The sequence below is a fragment of the Dorea sp. AF36-15AT genome, assembly GCF_003477705.1.
Taxonomy (GTDB): Bacteria; Bacillota; Clostridia; order Lachnospirales; family Lachnospiraceae; genus Claveliimonas; species Claveliimonas ammoniilytica.
On sequence record NZ_QUDV01000009.1, the window covers coordinates 63,196 to 84,776 of the forward strand.

At 43.0% G+C, this 21,581-nt stretch carries 21 protein-coding genes, 2 tRNA genes and 2 riboswitches; of the genes, 1 reads left to right on the plus strand and 22 read right to left on the minus strand.

The window, feature by feature from the left end:
* Positions 1-206: 206 nt before the first annotated feature.
* The 3 genes from DWZ93_RS12480 to DWZ93_RS12490 form a co-directional block, all read right to left on the minus strand.
* Positions 207-278 (minus strand) — tRNA-Glu (locus tag DWZ93_RS12480).
* An 84-nt stretch (positions 279-362) separates the two neighbouring features.
* The gene (locus DWZ93_RS12485; RefSeq protein WP_118453115.1) at positions 363-848 is read right to left on the minus strand and encodes a pyridoxamine 5'-phosphate oxidase family protein; all 486 of its coding nucleotides are present in this window, start codon (positions 846-848) and stop codon (positions 363-365) included.
* Positions 849-862: 14 nt separating this feature from the next.
* Complete coding sequence (locus tag DWZ93_RS12490; RefSeq protein WP_442873185.1) at positions 863-1,456, minus strand: ECF transporter S component; 594 nt, start codon at positions 1,454-1,456, stop codon at positions 863-865.
* Between the two features lie 120 nt (positions 1,457-1,576).
* Positions 1,577-1,703: riboswitch (FMN riboswitch) on the minus strand.
* 224 nt (positions 1,704-1,927) lie between these two features.
* Between DWZ93_RS12490 and DWZ93_RS12495 the strand changes: the two genes are divergently transcribed.
* Positions 1,928-3,157, plus strand: a complete 1,230-nt coding sequence (locus DWZ93_RS12495; protein WP_118453117.1) for a dicarboxylate/amino acid:cation symporter — start codon at positions 1,928-1,930, stop codon at positions 3,155-3,157.
* 112 nt (positions 3,158-3,269) lie between these two features.
* On the opposite strand, the gene DWZ93_RS12500 is transcribed toward DWZ93_RS12495, so the two are convergent.
* The 19 genes from DWZ93_RS12500 to DWZ93_RS12580 all read right to left on the minus strand — a co-directional run bounded on the left by DWZ93_RS12500 (position 3,270) and on the right by DWZ93_RS12580 (position 21,540).
* A complete protein-coding gene (locus DWZ93_RS12500) occupies positions 3,270-5,120 on the minus strand; it encodes an ABC transporter ATP-binding protein (protein WP_118453118.1) in 1,851 nt (616 codons plus the stop codon).
* Positions 5,113-7,434: an ABC transporter ATP-binding protein gene (locus DWZ93_RS12505; RefSeq protein ID WP_118453119.1), complete on the minus strand. Its 2,322-nt coding sequence runs from the start codon at positions 7,432-7,434 to the stop codon at positions 5,113-5,115. Before DWZ93_RS12505 ends, DWZ93_RS12500 begins: the two co-directional genes overlap by 8 nt.
* Positions 7,427-7,906, minus strand: a complete 480-nt coding sequence (locus DWZ93_RS12510) for a MarR family winged helix-turn-helix transcriptional regulator (RefSeq protein WP_158567111.1) — start codon at positions 7,904-7,906, stop codon at positions 7,427-7,429. Before DWZ93_RS12510 ends, DWZ93_RS12505 begins: the two co-directional genes overlap by 8 nt.
* Before the next feature lie 118 nt (positions 7,907-8,024).
* Entirely contained in the window at positions 8,025-8,441 is a 417-nt protein-coding gene (locus DWZ93_RS15030; RefSeq protein WP_243061285.1) for a PD-(D/E)XK nuclease domain-containing protein, read from the minus strand.
* A 39-nt stretch (positions 8,442-8,480) separates the two neighbouring features.
* Positions 8,481-8,696: an AAA family ATPase gene (locus DWZ93_RS15035; protein WP_243061286.1), complete on the minus strand. Its 216-nt coding sequence runs from the start codon at positions 8,694-8,696 to the stop codon at positions 8,481-8,483.
* Complete coding sequence (locus DWZ93_RS15040; protein WP_243061287.1) at positions 8,683-8,850, minus strand: hypothetical protein; 168 nt, start codon at positions 8,848-8,850, stop codon at positions 8,683-8,685. Before DWZ93_RS15040 ends, DWZ93_RS15035 begins: the two co-directional genes overlap by 14 nt.
* 134 nt (positions 8,851-8,984) lie before the next feature.
* On the minus strand, positions 8,985-9,779 hold the full coding sequence (locus DWZ93_RS12520; protein ID WP_118383660.1) for a creatininase family protein: 795 nt from the start codon (positions 9,777-9,779) through the stop codon (positions 8,985-8,987).
* Positions 9,776-10,393, minus strand: coding sequence for a Gx transporter family protein (locus DWZ93_RS12525; RefSeq protein ID WP_118383659.1), 618 nt, complete (start codon positions 10,391-10,393; stop codon positions 9,776-9,778). The genes DWZ93_RS12520 and DWZ93_RS12525 overlap by 4 nt, the downstream gene beginning before the upstream one ends.
* A 153-nt stretch (positions 10,394-10,546) precedes the next feature.
* Positions 10,547-10,664, minus strand: a riboswitch (FMN riboswitch).
* 53 nt (positions 10,665-10,717) lie between these two features.
* Entirely contained in the window at positions 10,718-10,927 is a 210-nt protein-coding gene (locus tag DWZ93_RS12530) for a DMT family transporter (protein WP_118453120.1), read from the minus strand.
* 26 nt (positions 10,928-10,953) lie between these two features.
* Positions 10,954-11,024 (minus strand) — tRNA-Gly (locus DWZ93_RS12535).
* A 290-nt stretch (positions 11,025-11,314) separates the two neighbouring features.
* Complete coding sequence (locus tag DWZ93_RS12540; RefSeq protein WP_118453121.1) at positions 11,315-11,839, minus strand: adenine phosphoribosyltransferase; 525 nt, start codon at positions 11,837-11,839, stop codon at positions 11,315-11,317.
* Positions 11,840-11,946: 107 nt separating this feature from the next.
* On the minus strand, positions 11,947-13,311 hold the full coding sequence (locus DWZ93_RS12545; RefSeq protein WP_118453122.1) for an NAD(P)/FAD-dependent oxidoreductase: 1,365 nt from the start codon (positions 13,309-13,311) through the stop codon (positions 11,947-11,949).
* A 3-nt stretch (positions 13,312-13,314) separates the two neighbouring features.
* Positions 13,315-14,121 (minus strand): class I SAM-dependent methyltransferase, encoded by an 807-nt coding sequence (locus DWZ93_RS12550; RefSeq protein WP_118453123.1) that lies wholly within the window; start codon positions 14,119-14,121, stop codon positions 13,315-13,317.
* A gap of 328 nt (positions 14,122-14,449) precedes the next feature.
* On the minus strand, positions 14,450-16,087 hold the full coding sequence (locus DWZ93_RS12555) for a peptide ABC transporter substrate-binding protein (RefSeq protein WP_118453124.1): 1,638 nt from the start codon (positions 16,085-16,087) through the stop codon (positions 14,450-14,452).
* Positions 16,088-16,259: 172 nt separating this feature from the next.
* Positions 16,260-17,501 (minus strand): aminopeptidase P N-terminal domain-containing protein, encoded by a 1,242-nt coding sequence (locus DWZ93_RS12560; RefSeq protein WP_158574322.1) that lies wholly within the window; start codon positions 17,499-17,501, stop codon positions 16,260-16,262.
* Between the two features lie 174 nt (positions 17,502-17,675).
* Complete coding sequence (locus tag DWZ93_RS12565) at positions 17,676-18,641, minus strand: ABC transporter ATP-binding protein (RefSeq protein ID WP_118453126.1); 966 nt, start codon at positions 18,639-18,641, stop codon at positions 17,676-17,678.
* Position 18,642: 1 nt separating this feature from the next.
* The gene (locus DWZ93_RS12570) at positions 18,643-19,674 is read right to left on the minus strand and encodes an ABC transporter ATP-binding protein (RefSeq protein ID WP_118453127.1); all 1,032 of its coding nucleotides are present in this window, start codon (positions 19,672-19,674) and stop codon (positions 18,643-18,645) included.
* Between the two features lie 12 nt (positions 19,675-19,686).
* The gene (locus DWZ93_RS12575) at positions 19,687-20,610 is read right to left on the minus strand and encodes an ABC transporter permease (RefSeq protein WP_199665944.1); all 924 of its coding nucleotides are present in this window, start codon (positions 20,608-20,610) and stop codon (positions 19,687-19,689) included.
* A gap of 9 nt (positions 20,611-20,619) precedes the next feature.
* On the minus strand, positions 20,620-21,540 hold the full coding sequence (locus tag DWZ93_RS12580; RefSeq protein ID WP_118383652.1) for an ABC transporter permease: 921 nt from the start codon (positions 21,538-21,540) through the stop codon (positions 20,620-20,622).
* Between the last annotated feature and the right edge of the window lie 41 nt (positions 21,541-21,581).

A 21,581-nucleotide genomic window follows, 5' to 3' on the forward strand; every position in this document is an offset into this window, starting at 1 on the left:
ATGATGTGTTGCAAGCAGCTGATTTGTAATCATCAGCTCTACCTGCGATTGACGTGGTCAATCTTACTGAATTGAGCCACATCGGCATGATGTGTTGCAAGCAGCTGATTTGTAATCAGTAGCTCTGCCTGCGATTGACGTGGTCAATCTTACTGAATTGAGCCACATCGGCATGATGTGTTGCAAGATTGAATTCTTCAATCAAATGACTCCACCGGGAATCGAACCCGGGTTACCGCCGTGAAAGGGCGATGTCTTGACCGCTTGACCATGGAGCCTTATGCTATCACCACTTCCATGGTGACCGCATTTAATGTTAGCATACTGTTTTAAAATATGCAAGCTTTTTTTGAAATTTATTATTATTTTTGATCGTAAATTTTAGGTTCTACCGTTTTGTTTTCAAAATCTATAAAAAGCTGGAATGCGTAACCCTCATCACTGGTATCCCAGATTTCCACATACTTTGGCTCTATTTCAATCAGGATTTCTGTATCTTCATGACTGTATTTGTTATAACTTTCCCACAGATGTTCTTTATATCCTTTTTCAAAACGTCTGTCTGGCTCATCTACCACCAATCCTTTATTAATTGCAATTCCTTCCACCTGTACTCCACTCCAGCACAATGCTACATGCGGATTTTCCAGAAGCTGTTTTGTTTTCCGGAAATTCTTGTCTGTCTTAAACCAGATTTTCTCATCATAAAACAGGCAGCTTACGTTTCTTACCATTACATAGTCATTCACGCTGGAAGCCAAAGCCATAATCTTCCAGTCTCCCAGCATTTCAAACATTCTTTCAACAGCCTGTTCGTATGTAATGTCTTTTTCTAATGTAAATTTCATCCCTAATCTCCTCTTTATCTGTTAATGATTCCTCTTATCACACCACTTAATCTCTTATAAATAATAAATGTAACCACCGATGTTGCCCCATATTTGATCAGATTAAATGGAAGCAGTCCAAAAATAACAAGGCTTACCGTATCCTTCATGGCTGGATTGACAGCATTACACATTGCAATAATATCACCCATGGACATACCGAATAATTTCACATAAAACGGTATAATAAGATATAAATTAGTAAGAACTGCAACTACTGCTACCGCACAGCAGCTGACAGCCATTCCGAGAGCAGCACTTTTTCTTGTCTTCTTTCTGTGATAAATAAACACTGCCGGCAACACATAAGCAGAACTTAACAGAAAATTCTGCAGTTCTCCGGTACCAAGCGACATCGTTCCCTGCATCACAAGCTGAAGCAATATCTTCACAACGATAATGCACAGTGCTTCTACCGGTCCAAACATTAGACCTCCCATAATCTCCATCACACCAGACAGATCAAACGAAAGAAATGGCGGCATAAATGGAATCGGGAATCGCATAAGCATAAGTACTGCACTGACAGCTCCCATAAGACCTATAAATGCAATCTTTTTCACCTTCATCCTCGATGCGCTGTGTACCTGATTACTTACTGTTGTTACTTCTTGTTCATTTCCGTTTATATCGGATCCTCCTATAAAAATAACCCGGAACATCTACGCTCCGGGCTTTATTTTTGCAGAAAATGTCTTTTCTCATCCGGACTGTACCGTCGGTTCTGGAATTCCATAAAGGTCACCAGATCAGCCGCTCTCGCGGGTCATGGACTATACCATCGGTAGGGACTCTCACCCTGCCACAAAGACTTATTGATTCTATATCGAGTTGTAATTGCAGTAACATTATCTGTTGAGATTTATTATATACTTTTCTGACACAGCTGTAAATATTATTTATTATTTTTTGAATTTTTGGGAATATTTTGAAATTTTTGAAAGGAATTGTTTTTATAAATGTATCATGGTATAATTAATCGTCAACGGAGACATTGCAGTAGGCGCAGTGTCTCTTTTTCAAAGAGAGGAATTGATAAAATGAAAGAAAAGAAAAAAATGTCTTTGGCCATGCAGATATTTATTGCACTTGTACTGGCCATCATTGCAGGATTACTCTTGCAGAGTCACGCAGACTTTGCCGAATCCTACATCAAACCCTTCGGAACGATATTCTTGAACCTTGTTAAATTCATCGTCGTTCCTATTGTATTATTCTCCATCATGTGCGGTATCATTTCTATGAGTGATATCAAAAAGGTGGGCGCCATTGGTCTGAAAACGGTTATTTTCTATCTTTGCACGACTGCATTTGCTGTTACGATCGGTCTGATCGGCGGTAATCTTTTTAAAAGTCTGTTCCCGGTAGTTGCTACTACGGATCTGACTTATGAAGCAACCGAAGCCACATCCTTTATGGATACACTTGTGAATATGTTCCCATCCAACTTCGTATCTCCTATGGTAGAAGCTAACATGCTGCAGATCATCGTCATGGCTGTTCTTCTTGGATTTGCGATTATCCTTGTAGGTGAGAAAAATATCCGTGTAGTAAATGCATTCAACGATCTAAATGACATTTTTATGAAATGTATGGAAATGATTCTGAAGCTGTCACCGATCGGTGTCTTCTGTTTACTGTGCCCGGTCATCGCATCCAACGGACCTGCTATTATCGGTTCTCTTGCAATGGTGCTTCTGGCAGCATATATTTGTTACATTGTACATGCAGTATTCGTGTACTCACTGACGGTAAAAACTATGGGCGGTTTAAGTCCACTGAAATTCTTTAAAGGCATGCTTCCGGCAATCATGTTTGCATTTTCCAGTGCATCTTCTGTAGGAACTCTGCCGATCAACATGGAGTGCACTGAAAAGCTCGGTGCCAGACGAGAAGTTGCTTCTTTCGTACTGCCTCTGGGAGCAACGATCAACATGGACGGTACAGCCATTTACCAGGGTGTCTGTGCTATCTTCATTGCTTCCTGCTACGGCATCCAGCTCACTCTTCCACAGATGTTGACCATCGTTCTTACCGCTACACTGGCATCTATCGGAACCGCCGGAGTACCGGGTGCAGGTATGGTCATGCTGGCTATGGTACTTACTTCTGTTGGTCTTCCTGTTGATGGCATTGCTTTGGTAGCCGGAGTAGACCGTATCTTTGATATGGGACGTACAACCGTCAACATCACCGGTGATGCAGCCTGTACCGTCATTGTCTCCCATCTGGAGGCAAAGCGTGAAGCGCGCAAAACCACAAATAATTAAAACAAATACACCAATCTTTTAAGCTCTATCACAAAACCGATGATTCAGACATTTATATCAAATGTCTTTACCATCGGTTTTTTGTATATATCGTATATATCTATTTAACTTTTTAAGCTACCACATCTTCAAACTGTGAGTTATACAGGTTTGCATAGAAGCCACCCGCTGCCAGCAGATCTTCATGATTGCCCTGTTCGATAATATCTCCGTCTTTCATAACAAGGATCAGATCTGCATCCCGGATTGTAGACAATCTGTGTGCAATAACAAAACTTGTCCTGCCCTTCATCAGGTTATCCATCGCTTTCTGAATCTCAATCTCTGTTCTGGTATCTACAGACGAAGTCGCCTCATCCAGAATCAGTATCTTATTATCTGCCAGTATCGCTCTCGCAATCGTCAGAAGCTGCTTCTGTCCCTGAGATACATTACTTGCATCCTCATTCAGTTCCATCTGATAGCCACCCGGCAGTGTCTTAATAAAATGATGTGCTCTCGCTGCTTTTGCTGCCGCAATAACCTCTTCATCCGTTGCATCCAACCGTCCGTAACGGATATTCTCCATAATTGTGCCTTTAAACAGCCAGGTATCCTGTAATACCATTCCAAATGCGTCCCTCAGCTCTCTCCGGTTGAAATCTCTGATATCATGATCATTCAAACGGATGGATCCACTGTTCACATCATAGAAACGCATCAGCAGTTTAACCATCGTTGTCTTACCAGCACCGGTAGGTCCCACAATTGCAATCTTCTGTCCCGGTTTAACCTTTGCACTGAAGTCATGGATAATCACCTGCTCCGGATTATAACCAAACTTCACATGTTCAAAACTTACCTCCCCAGTTACCTGAGCAATATCAGCCGGATGTTCCGCAATCTGCACTTCCTCTTCTTCTCCAAGGAACTCAAATACTCGCTCAGATGCTGCAGACATAGACTGCACCATATTGATTACCTGTGCGATCTGCTGGATCGGCTGTGTAAAGTTCTTGACATACTGGATAAACGCCTGAATATCGCCAATCGTAATCACACCCCTGATTGCCAGAAGTCCTCCTGTCAATGCGACACATGCATATCCCAGATTACCGACAAACATCATAATCGGATGCATCATTCCTGACAGAAACTGTGATTTCCATGCAGAATCATACAAAATATCATTCGTCTTTTCAAACTCTTCGATGGTTGCTTCTTCTCTGTTAAATGCTTTGATAACCATATGACCGCCATAGACTTCTTCAACCTGACCATTGATATGTCCCAGATATTCCTGCTGTGAACGGAAGAACTTCTGTGACTTCTTCATCACCAGTCCGATCAGTCCCATAGAGATTGGCAGAATAATCAATGCGATCAGTGTCATTAACGGCGAAATACTGAGCATCATGATCAACACACCCACAAGCGTAGCCACAGACGTAATGATCGTGGTAATACTCTGGTTAAGTCCCTGTCCCAGTGTATCTACATCATTCGTAATACGCGAAAGGACTTCGCCATAAGTACGGCTTTCAAAATACTTCATCGGCATGCGGTTGATCTTCTCAGAAATCTCTTTCCGCAATCTGTAACATACCTTCTGCGTGATACCAGTCATAATCCAGCCCTGAATAAAACTGAACAACGCACTGCACAGATACAACACCAGTACAAACAGCAGGATCATTCCAATCTTCTGAAAATCAATACTTCCTGTTCCGCGTATCTTATTCATCAGTCCTTCTGAAAGAGCCGTTGTAGCCTTACCCAGAATCTTTGGTCCAGCTACTGTAAATACTGTTGAGCATGCCGCACAAATCATTACAACAAATATGCCAATCTTATATGTTGCCATATATTTTGCAAGCTGCTTAACAGATTTCTTCAGATTCTTTGGCTTCTCACCCGGCTGCATACCGTGTCCCATCGGTCCTCTGCGACGCTGCGTACGTGTACGTTCCTGACTATTACTCATTTCCGGACACCTCACTTTCTTCAAGTCCAAGCTCTCTTGCAGACAACTGAGACTTCGCTATCTGCTGATATACTTCACATGTTTTCAACAACTCTTCATGTGTACCCTTGCCTACGACCTCTCCATCATCCAGAACCAGTATCTGTTCTGCATGCAGGATCGTACTGATCCGCTGGGCTACAATGATCACAGTGCTGTCCTTTACATTTTCACCAAGAGCTTTCCGAAGTGCCGCATCTGTCTTCAGATCCAGCGCTGAGAAGCTGTCGTCAAACACAAAAATCTTCGGATCCTTTGCAATTGCTCTGGCGATTGCAAGACGCTGCTTCTGTCCACCAGACACATTGCTTCCACCTTGCGCAATCGCACTGTCATATCTGTCATCTTTTGTCTCAATGAACTCGGTCGCCTGTGCGATCTTGGCCGCCTTCGCAATCTCCTCATCTGTTGCTTCTTCTTTGCCAAACCGCAGGTTAGATGCGATCGTACCAGAGAACAACACTCCTTTCTGCGGCACAAATCCAATCTCCTCACGCAAATCTGACATCTTAATATTACGGATGTCTTTGCCATCCAGTGTGATCTTACCGCCGGTCACATCATAGAGCCGCGGGATCAGATTCACTAGCGTAGATTTACCGCATCCTGTGCTTCCGATAATAGCCGTCGTTTTGCCTGGTTCTGCGATAAAATCAATATCATGCAATACATCTTCTTCCGCTCCCGGATAGCGGAAATTCACATGGTCAAAGCGAATCACACCATTACGCTCTGTAACTGCTTCCGTCTGATCTGCATCATGAATAGAGGACTCTGTTACAATGACTTCATCAATACGCTCTGCTGCTACCGCTGCTCTCGGAAGCATAATAGAAAGCATTGTCAGCATCAGGAATGACATAACAATCATCATCGCATAAGTGATAAAGGCTGTCATTGCACCTACCTGCATATCACCACTGTCAATTCTGTGTGCACCTACCCATACAATGCTTATTGTAAGCACATTCATGATCAGCATCATACCAGGCATCATAAATGTCATAATGCGGTTGGTAAAAAGTGTCGTCTTAGTCAGGCTCCGATTCGCATCATCAAAACGTTCTTCCTCTTTCTTCTCTCGTCCGAATGCACGGATAACAGAAAGTCCTGTCAGGATTTCTCTGGATACCAGGTTGATGTTATCCACCAGTTTCTGCATCAGTTTAAATTTCGGCATAGATGCGGATACCAATACCATTACATATCCAAGGATCACAATAATCGCCAGTGCGATCACCCAGCCCATTCCCGCTCCCGTCTTTATGACCTTCAGCACGCCACCGATACCAAGGATCGGTGCATATGCTACAATTCGCAGAAGCATCGTAGACACCATCTGAATCTGCTGAATATCATTGGTACTTCTGGTGATCAGGGATGCTGTTGAAAATCTGTCCATCTCTGCATTGGAGAACCTCACAACACGCTTAAATACTTTATCTCTCAGATCTCTTCCGACACCCGCACCCACACGAGAAGCAAAGAAGCCTACCAGTACGGTAACAACTCCCATCAACAGTGCCATGCCAACCATTTTCAGTCCGGACATCCAGAGATAATCCTTCTGTACCTGATTGATATCCACACCTGCTGCCTTATCAGCAGATACTGCATAGGCAACTCCCATCGATTTCACCAGAGAGCTTCCCATTGCATCAATGGTATCTTCCATATCGTCGCGCATAGAAAAAATCTGGTCTTTTGTCATTGCGCCACTCTGCAACAACGCAGAAAATACACTGCGTACATCTACGCATTCTACCGTCTTTGTGTTACCGTCATCATCTTCTTTCTCCTGCATGAAACTCTCCAGTTCCATATGCATCATCTGACCAATTTGCTCAACTGACATGTCCGCAAGCTGTGCTGCATCCATCCCCATCTGAGCAGCAATGGATTTCTTAAACGCATCCACCTCCATCGTACTCATCTGATAATTCATGATCAGCGGCACCGTCAGTTCTTCATCTGCCTGATTCAGCTTATCCTCTGACAGATCTTTCAATTCGTAATATCCGTCTTTCTCCTTATACAGATTCTTCCACACATCCGCTTCATCATCTGTCATAATAAACTGCGCCGTCTGCATTTCCTCTTCAGTTATCTTCTCCGGCACCACATGTTCCACACCGCTGTTCTGAATTCCTACATCGATAATGTCCGAAGTATACGACGGAAGTGCCAGATCACACATCGCCTGAACCACCAGCAGCGTAAGAATGATAATCACTGACTTCCAGTACGGAAGCATATTCTTCGCTATCTTACTCATGCTCTTTTCCCTTTCTGCCTTTCCATTTTCTAGTCTCTATTTCTTTTTCTGCCACAGAATACAGTCTATTCATATACGTAATTAAACGTTCCATATCTCTGACATTCATGTGGTTCAATACAGTCCTGCCAAAATCCTGCATGATCTGCCTGCATTCTTCAACAGTCCTTTTCCCCTCTTCGGTAAGTTCTACACAGATATTTCTCCGGTCGTCCTTATCAATATGTCGCTCCACATATCCTCTTTCTTCCAGTCCGTGTAACGTCCTGGATACAGCAGACGAATGCAGCTTACACCTGCATGCCAGTTCGGAAATTACAACCTTTCCCTCGGAGCTCTTATCCCGGATCACATTCATGATCACGAATTCCGACTGGCTGACATCCGGCATCATAGATGCCATATTCAGCTTCCGGAACTGATGGATTGTCTGAAAAAACTCCCTGTACAATTCATCCACTTCTATGTTCACCTCGGTTCTCATTTGATTATTTAACATTGTTATATATTAACATCTATAATTAATAACACCGGCAAGTAACTCTGTCAAGCTAAATGCCGGTGTTTTATACTTTCTTAATTTTTATTTCCTATTCTGCCTTAATTTTAACTTTCTTACCTGAAAATGCAATTCCAAGTTTAAGTATATTTTCAACGCCTTCTTGCATCATTTCGGAATTGTATCTCTTCTCGTTAATCTGCGCTAACGCATCTTCTGCCAGTCTCTCAAGATCCTCTGCATTTAGATTGCTATTCCACTTTAATCCCATGATAATCCCAGGATATCTTTGTTCTCTTGGCATTAGACTAATATCATATCTTCCGTCTCCGGATTCTCTGTTAGATGTTATCTTGTACTGATTATCCATGAGAGCAATCAAACCGAGAACTAATCCATGATAAAAGCCTTCTGCTCCCGCATCATAAAAGCTAATAGATTTATCCATATATTCCGCAATAGCAACTACATTCTGGTCAATCCTCGCAATTACATTTTTTCTTTGCAAAAGTGAAAAAAGTCTTTCTATAATATCATCTGTTGCAACTTACAAAACGTCTTCAAGGATTTCATTCTTTCCCGTATTTACCCAATAAGGCTGTGGTATACATCCTTTCGAAAGATAATTGATGACTGACCAGGGATTATAAATCTCTTTGCTTCCAAAAAGATAACCATCGTACCACGCCTTTAGCTCAGCCTCTTTTTCCGTCACGCCATAATATTGCATCATCTCATGGACTTCTGTCTCAAATCTCGTCATAGAACTCCTTTGAATAACCTTCCTGAATAGGCGTGTCATATTCATCGATGATAATAATTGGCGCCTTGCCATAATGCGACTTTAGCATCTTCGATATTTTTTCAAGAGCCGATGTAAGATCCACCTCATTTGCCGTTCCTTCAATAATCCGCATGAAGTACTCTTTCTCGTATTTTGCTATTTTATCACTTCCAAGCAGCTCCTGATGCCTTCCATATTCTTCCCGCTAATTACAACTTATACTCAGAAGATTATCAATTATATTTGATTTCTTTCCGAAAATAATCACTATACTTTCCAATTACGTATTTCCAAAAGTCCAGGTACAAGCACTTTTGCGCTGGTTCGCAGGATGATCTCTCCTTTTTCTGCTGTTGCACCAGAAGGATCTCCACCGATGCCGATTGGTTTTCCGTCTTCTGTTTTCCAGTCTTCCGACACCCATCCAATCGACACGGAACCATACGGAAGCAAGGTCTTGTTATGAAGGAAGCTTTCCGGTCGACCGGCCTCGCTCGTTTCCAGTTTTACAAGACTTTCATCTACTGCCATTACCATCGAAGTTTCCATCTCGCCACCATGAAAATCCCAGATATTTCCTTCAGATACGGTGGCTTTCACATCCGGATGTCCAAAAGCACCGGAAGATAATATGAATGGTGAAATCCCCAGTTCGCTTCTCAGCTCTCTGCTTAATATCTGCACCACCGGCGCATTTCCACCATGACACACCAGAAAAGCAATTTTCCGGAACCCGTGATGTGCCAGACTGACACAGATATCATATAGCATATGATAATAGGTATCCGGCTTAAATGTAATCGAGCCACAAAAGTTCTTATGTTCTGTGCTCAATCCTATCGGAATCACCGGAAATGCTAAAATCGGAAAATCCTTTTCTCCTGCTGCATCCAGTTCTTCTCCAAGATACTTCACCATTGCTTCTGCTATGATATCATCCGTTCCAAGCGGAGCCTGATTGCCATGCTGTTCAAGTGCCCCAAGAGGAATCAGAATAATCGTTTCTTCCTTATCTACCTGTTCCATCTCCAGACGGGTCAGATCTCTGTAATTCCGAATCATGCTTCCACCGCCCTTTTCACAAAGCTGACTGTATGAATTCTCTCATAAAGCAGATAACCTGCAAAGCTGTTCAGTCCAATCTTAATTATGTTGAATGGAATGGTTGCCAGAATAATAAAGGATGTCAGATTCGTGATGGATGGGTTCACAGAAGCCACCATCTGGATCACCTGATTTAACGGCAATTCCATTGCTTTCGCATACAGCGGCAAGGTAATAAAGGCGTTGCAGAAGCAGGCAAATGCTGTACGAATCACCACACCGGCTGCCATGGAAACACTTGCTGCTTTTCTGGTCTTTCCCATCTTCTTGTAAACCAGCCACATTGGAATCACAAACAACGCAATGCCAATCAGATTGGCAAACTCACCGACATACATGGTATTCGTTCCTACCGTTACGAGCTTAATCAGGATCTTTACAACTTCTACTATCGCTGCCGATGCCGGTCCCATCAAAAACAACGCAATGATCGATGGCACATCACTGAAATCCAGTTTATAAAACGGCGGCATCATCGGCACTGATATCTCCAATGACATCAGCACTCCTCCCACTGCAGCCAGCATTGCTGTATAAATCAGTTTCTGTGTACTCCATTTTTTCTTTTCCATTTCTTTTTCCTCCAGAATGTTCTATTTGAGCAGAAATTCTAAATTCTAGAAGGTTTCGTTTGTGGAAGAAAAAAATCTCAGGTTCTTCGGAACCTGAGATCTTACTTTTCAACTCTGATGTCGCATGACTACTCTGCCACGCTTCCATGTTTGAATCATCTTCTCTCATCCAGACTATACTGTCGGTACCGGAATCTCACCAGTTCAACTGCCTGCGCAGCTCGCGGACTATACCGCCGGTAGGGAATTACACCCTGCCCCGAAGAATTTATTCTATTCTGTTCTGGGTCCAAGATAGCACACGACTAGTAACCTGTCAACCCACTATTTCATATCGGAAGCTTTACTTCTCTTCTGTGAAATAACCAGTCCTGTAAGAATCAGTACTGCACCGATCACCGATCTCACAGTCAGTCTTTCTTTCAATATCAGCACTGACAGGACAACCGTTACAATCGGCGATACATAGATATACACACTGGTCTTTAACGCGCCAATCCACTGTGTTGACAGGTTCCATACAAAGAATCCCATCGCGGCTGTTTTTGGGTAACAAAAAAAGCGGGTGATGGGAATCGAACCCACGTATCCAGCTTGGAAGGCTGGTGTTCTACCATTGAACTACACCCGCGTGTTTCATAACACAAAAAATATAATACCATATTCCCAGAAAAATGCAAGTGAAATTTTAAAATTTTTTAAAAAATATATAAAATATGCACATCACACTCAATTCTAATTGAAATTCTATTTTCGATACCGTAAATCTCAAGAATGCCTCTGCAATCCTGCCGGAGGCTATATCAGCTGGGGGGATTGACTCCCATCTGATATATAAAACCCGGAGTCAGCGATGATATCGGATATATATCCGCACCGCCGGCTCCGGGGATTCTGCATCACACAGCGTCAAAAAATTCATTACTTTCCTTCGTAATGAATGACGCTCTCCACATCATAGCCTTTCAGCTTCTCTCTTCCTTTCAGGCCTTCTAATTCCATCAGGAAGATTATTTTCACCACTTCACCACCAAGCTCTTCCACCAATCTGGCTGCCGCTTCAATCGTGCCGCCTGTAGCAATCAGATCATCCACTAACACAACCTTCTGTCCCGGTCGAATAGCATCCTTATGCATCTCGATCTCTGCTTTGCCATATTCCAGTTCGTATTCAGCAGAAACAGTCTCTCTTGGAAGCTTGCCTTTCTTTCTGACTGGTACAAATGCTTTATGAAGATTGTATGCAATTGGTACCCCAAAAATAAATCCTCTGGACTCTGTTCCGGCGATCACATCAAACTCTACACCTTCCAGGAACTTCTGCATCTCATCAATCGCAAGATGTAAGCCGTCTGCATCCTGCAACACACTGGTCACATCGCGAAAGATAATTCCTTTCTCCGGAAAATCCGGAATACTTTTTACATATTCTTCAATCTTCTTCATCGATATCGCTCCTTAGTGAAATAATGACTACTCGTCTAGTATATCATAGTCTGTTTCAAAATTCTACTGTTCCTGTTATGCATTCTCTTCTTTGTCTCTGTTATTTTTTATTCTGCAAGATATCTTGCTACACACACACCACTGGCAGATGCATGAGACAGGGAATGTGTAACACCGCTGCAGTCACCGATAATAAACAATCCTTCATGTCTGGTCTGCAGGTGGTTGTCTATCTCTACTTCCATATTATAGAACTTCACTTCTACACCATACAGCAACGTATCATCATTAGCTGTACCAGGAGCAATCTTGTCCAGTGCATAGATCATCTCAATAATACCGTCCAGAATACGTTTCGGCATAACCAGACTCAGATCACCCGGTGTTGCTGCAAGTGTTGGTGTCACATAGCTTTCAGCAATTCTTGATACCGTACTTCTGCGTCCACGGATCAGATCCCCAAAACGCTGTACCATTACTCCTCCGCCCAACATATTAGACAATCTTGCAATGCTTTCACCATATCCGTTGCTGTCCTTAAATGGTTCTGAAAAATGCTTGGATACCAACAATGCAAAATTCGTATTCTCTGTATGCAATGCCGGATCTTCATAGCTGTGACCATTTACCGTTACAATACCGTTCGTGTTCTCATTTACAACCACTCCCCGCGGATTCATACAAAATGTTCTTACCAGATCTTCAAACTTCTGTGTACGATATACGATCTTGCTTTCATACAATTCATCTGTCAGATGTGCAAATACTTCTGCCGGAAGTTCTACACGCACACCAATATCCACACGATTGGATTTGGTCGGAATCTCCAGATCCTTACATACACCTTCCATCCATTTACTTCCACTTCGTCCTGCAGAAATAATACATTTATCACATGTATATTCGGCATCTGCGGTCTTCACCACATAACCATCTCCACTCTTCGCCACTGTCTCTACCGGTGTCATGAAATGAAACTCGACCTTATCTTTCAATTCATTATAAAGGTTCTCAAGGACCACATAATTAATGTCTGTTCCCAAGTGACGTACGGATGCATCCAGCAAATGCAGATCGTTCTGCAGACATGTCTTCTTAATCTCTGTATTGGCTGTAGAATAAAGCTTCGTGCCCTCACCGCCATGGCTCATATTAATATCATCCACATACTTCATCAGATCGATTGCTTCTCTCTTACCAATATATTCATGCAGAGTACCACCAAACTGATTCGTAATATTGTATTTTCCATCTGAAAATGCACCTGCGCCTCCGAATCCATTCATGATTCCGCAGCTCTTACAATGAATACAATTTTTGATCTTCTTACCATCAATCGGACATTTTCTCTTCTCCAGAGGCTGTCCTGCTTCCAATACAACAACCTTCAGTTCCGGTTTCAATTTCATCAATTCATACGCCGAAAAGATACCTCCCGGTCCTGCTCCGATAATCACTACATCATACTTCATCCCTTATTCCTCCCTTGACTTGCGCAAAATATCTACCGTATGTCCGGACGCTCCCATCAGATCCATTCGTTCACAGGTAGCCATATGATATGTTATAAACTGTTCAAATTCATCTTCATCCAACGCATTCAGAAACGGACGCATATAATTCGCTGCTCCGTCTGCTGCAATGATCTGCAGCCGTTCCATACCCGCCTGCCAGTTCAATTCTGCAATATCCTCCAACCGAACCATACTATAGAGCTCATTTCCTTTCTCTGTACAGTGAAATGTTTCGTCCAACATTCCTTCCTGCACCGCTTCCCTGATATGCCGTTCCTTAAATGCATAAGTCAGCACGCTGAATTCATTCATAATATATGCCACCAACAGTACGCCATCCGCTCTCAGTACACGCTTCGCTTCCAGCAACGCCTGAAGCTTCTCACCTTCACCTTTCAGATGATACATTGGTCCAAACAGTAATACAAGATCAAAACTCTCCGGTTCAAAGCGTTTTAACTTCAGTGCATTTCCCTGGTATGCCTTCACCAGGCTGCATTTCTGCTTCAGACGTCCCAGATTATGCTTTACAAGCTCCACTGCCGATACATCATATCCTTCTTCCGCCAGTGCAATGCTGTACCTGCCTGTTCCCGCACCGATATCCAATATCCTGATCTCATGCCTGTCCCTGCCAGACGCATCTGCGATCTGATCTAAATATTTGTGAATATAATGCATGGAGGTCTGAAATTCCACTTTGCCATGCCGACTATCCAGACGCTTATCTTCATTAAACTTGTTATAGTATTCTTCTAAAGTCGTCATAAATTATTTCCCTTCGCTTCTATTCCAATATACAGTATAACAGGCATTTTTCATGCTCGCAATGAAAATCCTTACCAAATAATCCAGGTCATTGCGTGGAATTATATTCATGCTATAGTAACCCATAGAAGGGCAACACACTCATGCTGAATTTTGCCTGTCTCGTCGATTCTGACGATGGAACCATATACACTTGCACACGAGAGTTATCATTTCTAATAGTAAAATTGTAAAAAGGATGAGAAACTTCTTCAAGTTGTTTCTCACCCTCTTTATTATCTTCTATATCATTCTATCTGCTCTTTAGCATCTGCAGCTATACATATACCTACTGTATGTCTGCATATACCCAGTCAATATTCAAACTGCAATAGTAGAATACAACACCTGTGGTATCTTCATCTAACATATAGTAAATATTTCTGGACTGAAGCGGAACGAATGCTCCATCAGCCAGAATCAACTGTTCAGCCTGATTCAGTTCATCCATACGTTTATCTGTATCAGCCTCGTCTGTAGATGCATTCAGAAGTGCATCCACTTCTTCATTTTTATATAAACTATAATTGTAAGAGCTGTCGCTCTTGAAAAGTTCAAGATAACTATACGGATCATCATAATCAGATGCCCATCCGCCGTAACCAATCTCAAAATCATGGTTCGGTAATACTTCACCATAGATATCAGCATATGTTACCTGACGAATCTTGATATTGATTCCCAGTGCATTCTGCCACTGTTCCTGCAAAGTCTCAACAATTCTTTTGCTTGAATCAGCATCAGTTGTAACCACTTCTACAGTAATATCTGATGCCTTGGCAATACCCAGTTCCTGCATAGCAGCGTTCAGATATTCTTCAGCCTTAGCCTGATCTCCATCCAGCGGATAACTATAAGAGTCGAGATCATAGACTTCACCGTAAGTGCTTCCCTTAGCCTGTAATCCAGAGAATACCAATCCATTAAATGGAGTAAATGTATCCGAATTAGCAAGCTTATTATAGTCATTACGATTCAGTGCATAATTCAATGCCAGACGGAAATTCTTATTAGCAAGCACTGGATTATCGCTTCCCTGATTAATGTAACAAAAGTCTATATTACCATTTGCATATTCCTGTGCCTGATCCTTATACTCCGGAACATATGCAGTAGAAATCTGTACATAATCAAGGTCTCCTGCCTCATACATTGACAGCTGTGTATCTGCATTTTCTACATAATTCAGTTCACATCTATCCAGTTTAATAGAATCTTTATCCCAGAAATTCTCATTCTTCTCAAATATCCATACATTATTCTCGGAACTTGTCATCACAAAAGGTCCGCAATATACATTCTTATCTGCTGTTGCAGCAAAGTCTGTACCGTATTTTTCAACAATATCCTGACGAATCGGCGCAAATTCACCTGATGAACCGATCAGACTCAAAAAGTATGAAGTCGGATGTTCCAGTGTAACCTCCAGTGTTGTATCGTCGGTAGCCTTTACTCCCAGTTCATCAACAGACATCTCACCTTTTTCAATCGCCTGTCCATTTTTCAGACAGTCACCAATAAATGCATAGGCACTGGCTGTTTCCGGATTCACAAGTCTCTTCCAGCTGTACTCAAAGTTTGCTGCTGTAACTGGCTCTCCATCGCTCCACACTGCATCATCACGTAAATGAAATGTGTACGTCAGTCCATCATCTGAAATATCCCAGCTTTCTGCAATACCTGGCTGAATATCACCACCTGTATTACGAACAAGTCCTTCCGTAATCGCATGCTGAATCTCATTATCTACCATGCCCTGACCCTTATTCGGATCCAGTGTTGTAGGCAATGTATTCGTAGCATAGCGGAACACTTTTTCCCCATCTGATGCTCCACCATCTTTACCACTGCCTGGCGTGCTGCAACCTGTAGCAAGTCCCGCTACCATGGCCATACTTAGAAATGTAGCTAATAATCTCTTTTTCATAAAAACCTCCCTATTCTATTAGCTTATATGTAGTATTTATCAGACCTTCATAACCGTAATCTTAGAGTGATCCGTCCCTTCATTCCCCGATTTATCCGTTTCGGACACCCTGCCTAAATCATAAAAATCTGGTTCTACCCGTATAATAACTCAAGAATACTCTCGACATACTTTAATTCATAACAGCTTCGATATCTTCAATTGTTCTCGGAATATCTCCGGACAGGTTCTCGCATCCATCCTCTGTTACCAGACAGTTATCTTCCAGGCGGAATCCGATGCCCCATTCTTCATGATAGATACCCACATCGATACAAAATGCCATACCTGGTGCAATAACCTCCGGCGTCTTAACCACATCATGCACATCGTAACCAATATGATGCGCTCCACCGTGCCACATGTATGTACCGATCTCATCAGATGAGTTCAACACACCTGCCTGCTTCAGCTGCTCACAATTGTATCTGCGGATCTCTGCATCCACTTCTTTCATCTCCATACCAGGCTTCACGATCGAGAACATATGATTTGATGTCTCCAATGCACAGTTAAACAACAGCTTCTGTTTCTCGCTGTATTTACCGTTACAAGGCCATCCACGGGATACATCAGTAATCAAGTTATCCCACTGTGCCCCGACGTCATTCAGTACCATATCGCCATCCTGTGCCTGTCCCTGATAGCTGTAATAGTGTATACAGAAGTTATTCTTACCTGCTGAAATGATAGAAGGAAATCCAGGTCCCTTCGGTCCAAACTGTCCCAGCGCACGGTCAAATTCTGCTTTATACTGATATTCATACATGCCTGGTTTAGACGCTTCCATCATCGCCACGATACCAGCCTTTGTGATCTTCTCTGCCTGACGCAGCGCTTCGATCTCGCATGGCTGCTTGATCAGTCTCAGTTCTCTTACCAGCGCATTGGCATTGCCGATAGTAAAGAACGGCACCTGTTGCTGTACATAGTTCAGAAATCTCTGAGCCGGACGGTCGATGTCTTTTGCATTTATGCGGAACAGATCCAGATACAAGTGTCCGTAATTACCACTATTAGCCAACGCACGGAAATCTGTCTCAAATTTCTCATTAGAACGGATATCTTCTGCTCCCGAAATCTCTGTCGCCTCATATGGCTTTACACGCACACCCGTCCATCTTTCCGCAAATGCGTCCGGTGGAAGAATATAAATACGCTCCTCTACACTGCCTTCTGCATCTTTTGCTGCCAGAAGAACCGCCTCTTTGCACTCCAGACCTGTCAGATATACAAAACTTCTGTCTGCAAAAAACGGATAATACTCATCATTGGTCTTCGTGATCTCTTCACCGGAAAACATTACGAGCAAAGATCCTTCCGGAAGCTTCGCATATAATCTCTCTCGATTCCCTTTATGAAATTCTGCCTTCATCCTGTCATTACCTCTTTTCTCTATTATCATTCTTATTCACTACAATCATGCAGGCTGACACCCACTCTTTATACAAGCACCAGTTTCTCACTCATCGCAAAAAAAAATGGGAAGTAGCAACCCACTTCCCATTATTTCACAATCGCATCATCAATGCAATAGGCTTCATTGTTTTTAGTCCATCAAATGGCATGCAACCACATGTCCCGGTTTCACTTCTCTTGCCTGTGGTGTCTCCTGGTGACATCTCTCGGTAGCATACTGGCAACGTCCTGCGAAACGACATCCCTCTTTCGGATTGATCGGACTAGGGATCTCTCCTTTGATCGGAATACGCTTGTTGTTCTTAGCCTTATCCGGATCAGCTTCCGGAATAGCGGAAAGCAGTGCCTTTGTATATGGATGCATCGGGTTCGCATACAGTTCTTCTGTCTCCGCTGTCTCTACGATCGTTCCCAGATACATTACAACCACACGGTCAGAAATGTACTTAACAACACTCAGGTCATGAGCGATGAACAGGTATGTCAGTCCTCTTGTCTCCTGAAGTTCTTTCAGCATATTAATAACCTGTGCCTGAACAGATACGTCCAGAGCTGAGATCGGCTCATCACAGATAATGAATTCCGGATCTACAGAAAGTGCACGGGCAATACCGATACGCTGTCTCTGTCCACCTGAGAACTCATGAGGGAAACGCGACATATGATCCTTATTCAGACCAACCGTCTCCAGAAGTTCTTCTACCTTCTGATCTACATCCTTATCGGCCAGTCCATGATGCTTAATACCTTCTCCTACAATCTCCTTAACCGTCATACGAGGATTCAGGGATGCATATGGATTCTGGAATATCATCTGTACCTTCTGGCAGAATTTTTTCTGTTCTTCTTTTGACAGCTTGGTGATATCCTTACCATCGTAAATAACTTCTCCTTCCGTAGGTTCATACAGACGGATCATGCAACGACCCGTTGTAGATTTACCACATCCGGACTCACCTACCAGACCGACGGTCTCTCCTTTATGAATATCAAAACTCACATGATCTACAGCTTTCAAAGTAGCATGTCTGTTGATCTGGAAATATTTACACAGATCTTTTACCTGCACGAGAGGCTGCTTGTTTTCATTTTCCATTTTACACCTCTCCTTTCTTAGCTGTTGCTTTCTTCAAATCTGTCTCCGGTGCCATCTCATGCTGCAGCCAGCAGAATGTTGTATGATCATCTGCTACTGTATATGCTTCCGGCGGTAACTGTTCACAGACATCCATACAGTATTCACATCTTGCAGCAAACGGACATCCTTTCGGAGGTGCGAACAGATCCGGCGGTGTACCTTCGATTGGTTTCAGTTTCTCGCCTTTGGCTGTATCCAGTTTGGCGATAGACTGCATCAGACCTTTGGTATATGGGTGAGCGGTATTGTAGAAGATCTCACCGATCTCACCTTTTTCTACAATCTTACCACCATACATTACTACTACACGGTCGCACAGACGAGAAATAACACCCAGGTCATGTGTGATCATGATGATAGATGTGCCGAGCTTCTCACGAAGTTCCAACAGCAGATCCAGAATCTGTGCTTCGATTGTAACATCCAGAGATGTTGTCGGCTCATCACAAATAATTACACTTGGACGGCTAACCAGAGCGATTGCGATCATAACACGCTGTTTCATACCTCCGGAAAGCTCATGCGGATACTGTTTATAACGTTTCTCTACATCAGAGATACCTACCAGGCGCATGATATCCATAGCTCTTTCTTTTACTTCTTTTTTGCTGACATCCGTACGTCCAAGAAATACCTCTTCAATCTGAGCACCAACTCTCATGGTCGGGTTCAGAGAGGTCATCGGATCCTGGAATACAAATCCAATCTCACGTCCTCTGATCTTACGGATCTCTTTTTTAGACATTTTCAGGACATCCTGCCCTTTGTATAAGATTTCCCCACCTTCGAAGAATCCAGGCGGCTCCGGATTCAGACGCAGAATACACTGAGCTGTTACACTCTTTCCACATCCGGACTCTCCCACGATTCCCAGAATCTCACCCTGGCGGACTTCATAGCTGACATCACGTACAGCCTTTACTTCTCCACCATAGGTGTGGAAGGAATATACTACATTCTTTAATTCAAGAATATTTTCTCTTTCAGACATCTTCTGCTCCTCCTATTCAGTTCCACGAAGTTTTGGATCTACTGCATCGCGCAGTCCGTCACCCAACAGGTTCAGGGCAAGCATCGTTGTACAGATGAAAAACGCCGGCATAACAATCTCATGCGGATGGATCCGCAGGAACTGGATACCTTCTTTTGCCAGAACTCCCCAGCTACAGTTCGGAGGTGCAATACCCAGACCAATGTAACTTAAGAATGCTTCCTGGAAGATTGCGTTTGGAATAGCCATACACAGGTTTGTTACCATCATACCAAGAATATTTGGAATAATGTGACGAAGGATGATCACGATATCCGGGATACCGAGTACCCTAGCAGCCATTACGAAGTCCTGCTCTTTCAGACGATATACCTCACCACGCACGAAACGACAGGTACCGATCCATCCTACGATACACATCGCAACGATCAGACATGTAATACCTTTACCTAATACGATCATAACCAGAATAGTAATGATCAGACTCGGGATACCATATAACACATCAACGATACGCATAACGATCATGTCCAACTTACCGCCATAGTATCCACACAGACCACCGACCACTGCACCTACGCACATATTAATAAATGCAGAGAGCAGACCGATTGTCAGAGATGTTCTTGCTCCCATCCATGTACGAACCCACAGATCACGACCTGTTGCATCACATCCAAGCCAGTGCGCTGAGGACGGTCCTGCATGAATCGCATTCGGATCCATGGTTGAAAATCCATAATGACTGAGCATTGGTGCAAATATTGCAAGTAACGCATACAGCACGATAATGCAAAGTCCGACAAACGCGGCGCGGTTCTTTCTTAATCTGCGCCATGCATCCTGCCAGAAAGAGAGTGACGGTCTGCTGATGGATTCCATACGCTGCGTATTTTTACCCTTAATAGTAAACATTTCTTTGTTCAGTTCAGCCACTTCTCTCACCTACCTTTTACCAATACGTACTCGTGGATCGGCCACTCCGTACATAATATCTACAATCAGATTACACAATACAAGGAAAAAGCCATAGAAGACGGTCATTCCAAGAATCATTGCATAATCGTTTTCATTTACACTTGATACATAATATTTACCCATTCCAGGAATAGCGAAAATAGACTCGATAACGAATGTACCGGTAAGTACAGCCGCTACTGTAGGTCCCAGAATTGTCATTACAGGCATGATCGCATTACGAATCTGATGCTTGAATGTAATTCTGAACTCAGACAATCCTTTTGAACGAGCTGTCTTTATATAATCCTGCGATGTTACTTCCAACATACTGGATCGCATAATTCGTGACACAGAGGCCAGCGTGTAGAACGCCAGGGCGGTTGCCGGAAGAATAGTGTATCTGAATCCCAGATACTTTGCCACAGGGAAGAGTCCCCATTTAATTCCAAAGAAATACTGTAAAATTGCTCCCATAATGAAGTCCGGAATACTTGTTCCGATAATCGCAATGATTACACAGAAGAAGTCCAGCTTCTTGCCACGATTTCTGGCGGCAATAATACCAAGCACCAGACCAAATGATACGGCCATTACCAGTGCACGGATTCCAAGATCGGCAGAATATGGGAATGTCTGTCCGATAATATAGTTAACTGTCTTATTGGTGTACTTCATAGAGTAACCGAAATTGCCATGCAGCAAGTTCGCCAGGTAGGTGAAATACTGCTGGATCAGCGGCTTATCGAAGCCGTAGTATGATCTCATATTGGCAGCTACTTCTTTTGTCAGCTTTGCACTGGTAAATGGATCACCAGGCATCAGACGAACCAGAAAGAACACGATGGTAACAAGTGCCCAAAGTGTAATAATAGCTGCGATCACCCGCTTAACAACATACTTAAACATCTTTTTCCTCCTAAACAGATATGAAAAGGGGATTCAGGAAA

Bases quoted from the DNA above. Each gene is read 5' to 3' on its own strand.
- DWZ93_RS12520 (WP_118383660.1), bottom strand. From the start codon at position 9,779: ATGATTCGGAATTACAGAGATCTGACCCGTCTGGAGATGGAACAGGTA.
- DWZ93_RS12555 (WP_118453124.1), bottom strand. From the start codon at position 16,087: ATGAAAAAGAGATTATTAGCTACATTTCTAAGTATGGCCATGGTAGCG.
- DWZ93_RS12485 (WP_118453115.1), bottom strand. From the start codon at position 848: ATGAAATTTACATTAGAAAAAGACATTACATACGAACAGGCTGTTGAA.
- DWZ93_RS15035 (WP_243061286.1), bottom strand. From the start codon at position 8,696: ATGACGAGATTTGAGACAGAAGTCCATGAGATGATGCAATATTATGGC.
- DWZ93_RS12505 (WP_118453119.1), bottom strand. From the start codon at position 7,434: ATGAGTAAGATAGCGAAGAATATGCTTCCGTACTGGAAGTCAGTGATT.
- DWZ93_RS12500 (WP_118453118.1), bottom strand. From the start codon at position 5,120: ATGAGTAATAGTCAGGAACGTACACGTACGCAGCGTCGCAGAGGACCG.
- DWZ93_RS12570 (WP_118453127.1), bottom strand. From the start codon at position 19,674: ATGTCTGAAAGAGAAAATATTCTTGAATTAAAGAATGTAGTATATTCC.
- DWZ93_RS12565 (WP_118453126.1), bottom strand. From the start codon at position 18,641: ATGGAAAATGAAAACAAGCAGCCTCTCGTGCAGGTAAAAGATCTGTGT.
- DWZ93_RS12560 (WP_158574322.1), bottom strand. From the start codon at position 17,501: ATGAAGGCAGAATTTCATAAAGGGAATCGAGAGAGATTATATGCGAAG.
- DWZ93_RS12490 (WP_442873185.1), bottom strand. From the start codon at position 1,456: ATGAAGGTGAAAAAGATTGCATTTATAGGTCTTATGGGAGCTGTCAGT.
- DWZ93_RS12495 (WP_118453117.1), top strand. From the start codon at position 1,928: ATGAAAGAAAAGAAAAAAATGTCTTTGGCCATGCAGATATTTATTGCA.
- DWZ93_RS12545 (WP_118453122.1), bottom strand. From the start codon at position 13,311: ATGAAGTATGATGTAGTGATTATCGGAGCAGGACCGGGAGGTATCTTT.
- DWZ93_RS12530 (WP_118453120.1), bottom strand. From the start codon at position 10,927: ATGGGATTCTTTGTATGGAACCTGTCAACACAGTGGATTGGCGCGTTA.
- DWZ93_RS12550 (WP_118453123.1), bottom strand. From the start codon at position 14,121: ATGACGACTTTAGAAGAATACTATAACAAGTTTAATGAAGATAAGCGT.
- DWZ93_RS15040 (WP_243061287.1), bottom strand. From the start codon at position 8,850: ATGCGGATTATTGAAGGAACGGCAAATGAGGTGGATCTTACATCGGCT.
- DWZ93_RS12540 (WP_118453121.1), bottom strand. From the start codon at position 11,839: ATGAAGAAGATTGAAGAATATGTAAAAAGTATTCCGGATTTTCCGGAG.
- DWZ93_RS12525 (WP_118383659.1), bottom strand. From the start codon at position 10,393: ATGGAAAAGAAAAAATGGAGTACACAGAAACTGATTTATACAGCAATG.
- DWZ93_RS12580 (WP_118383652.1), bottom strand. From the start codon at position 21,540: ATGTTTAAGTATGTTGTTAAGCGGGTGATCGCAGCTATTATTACACTT.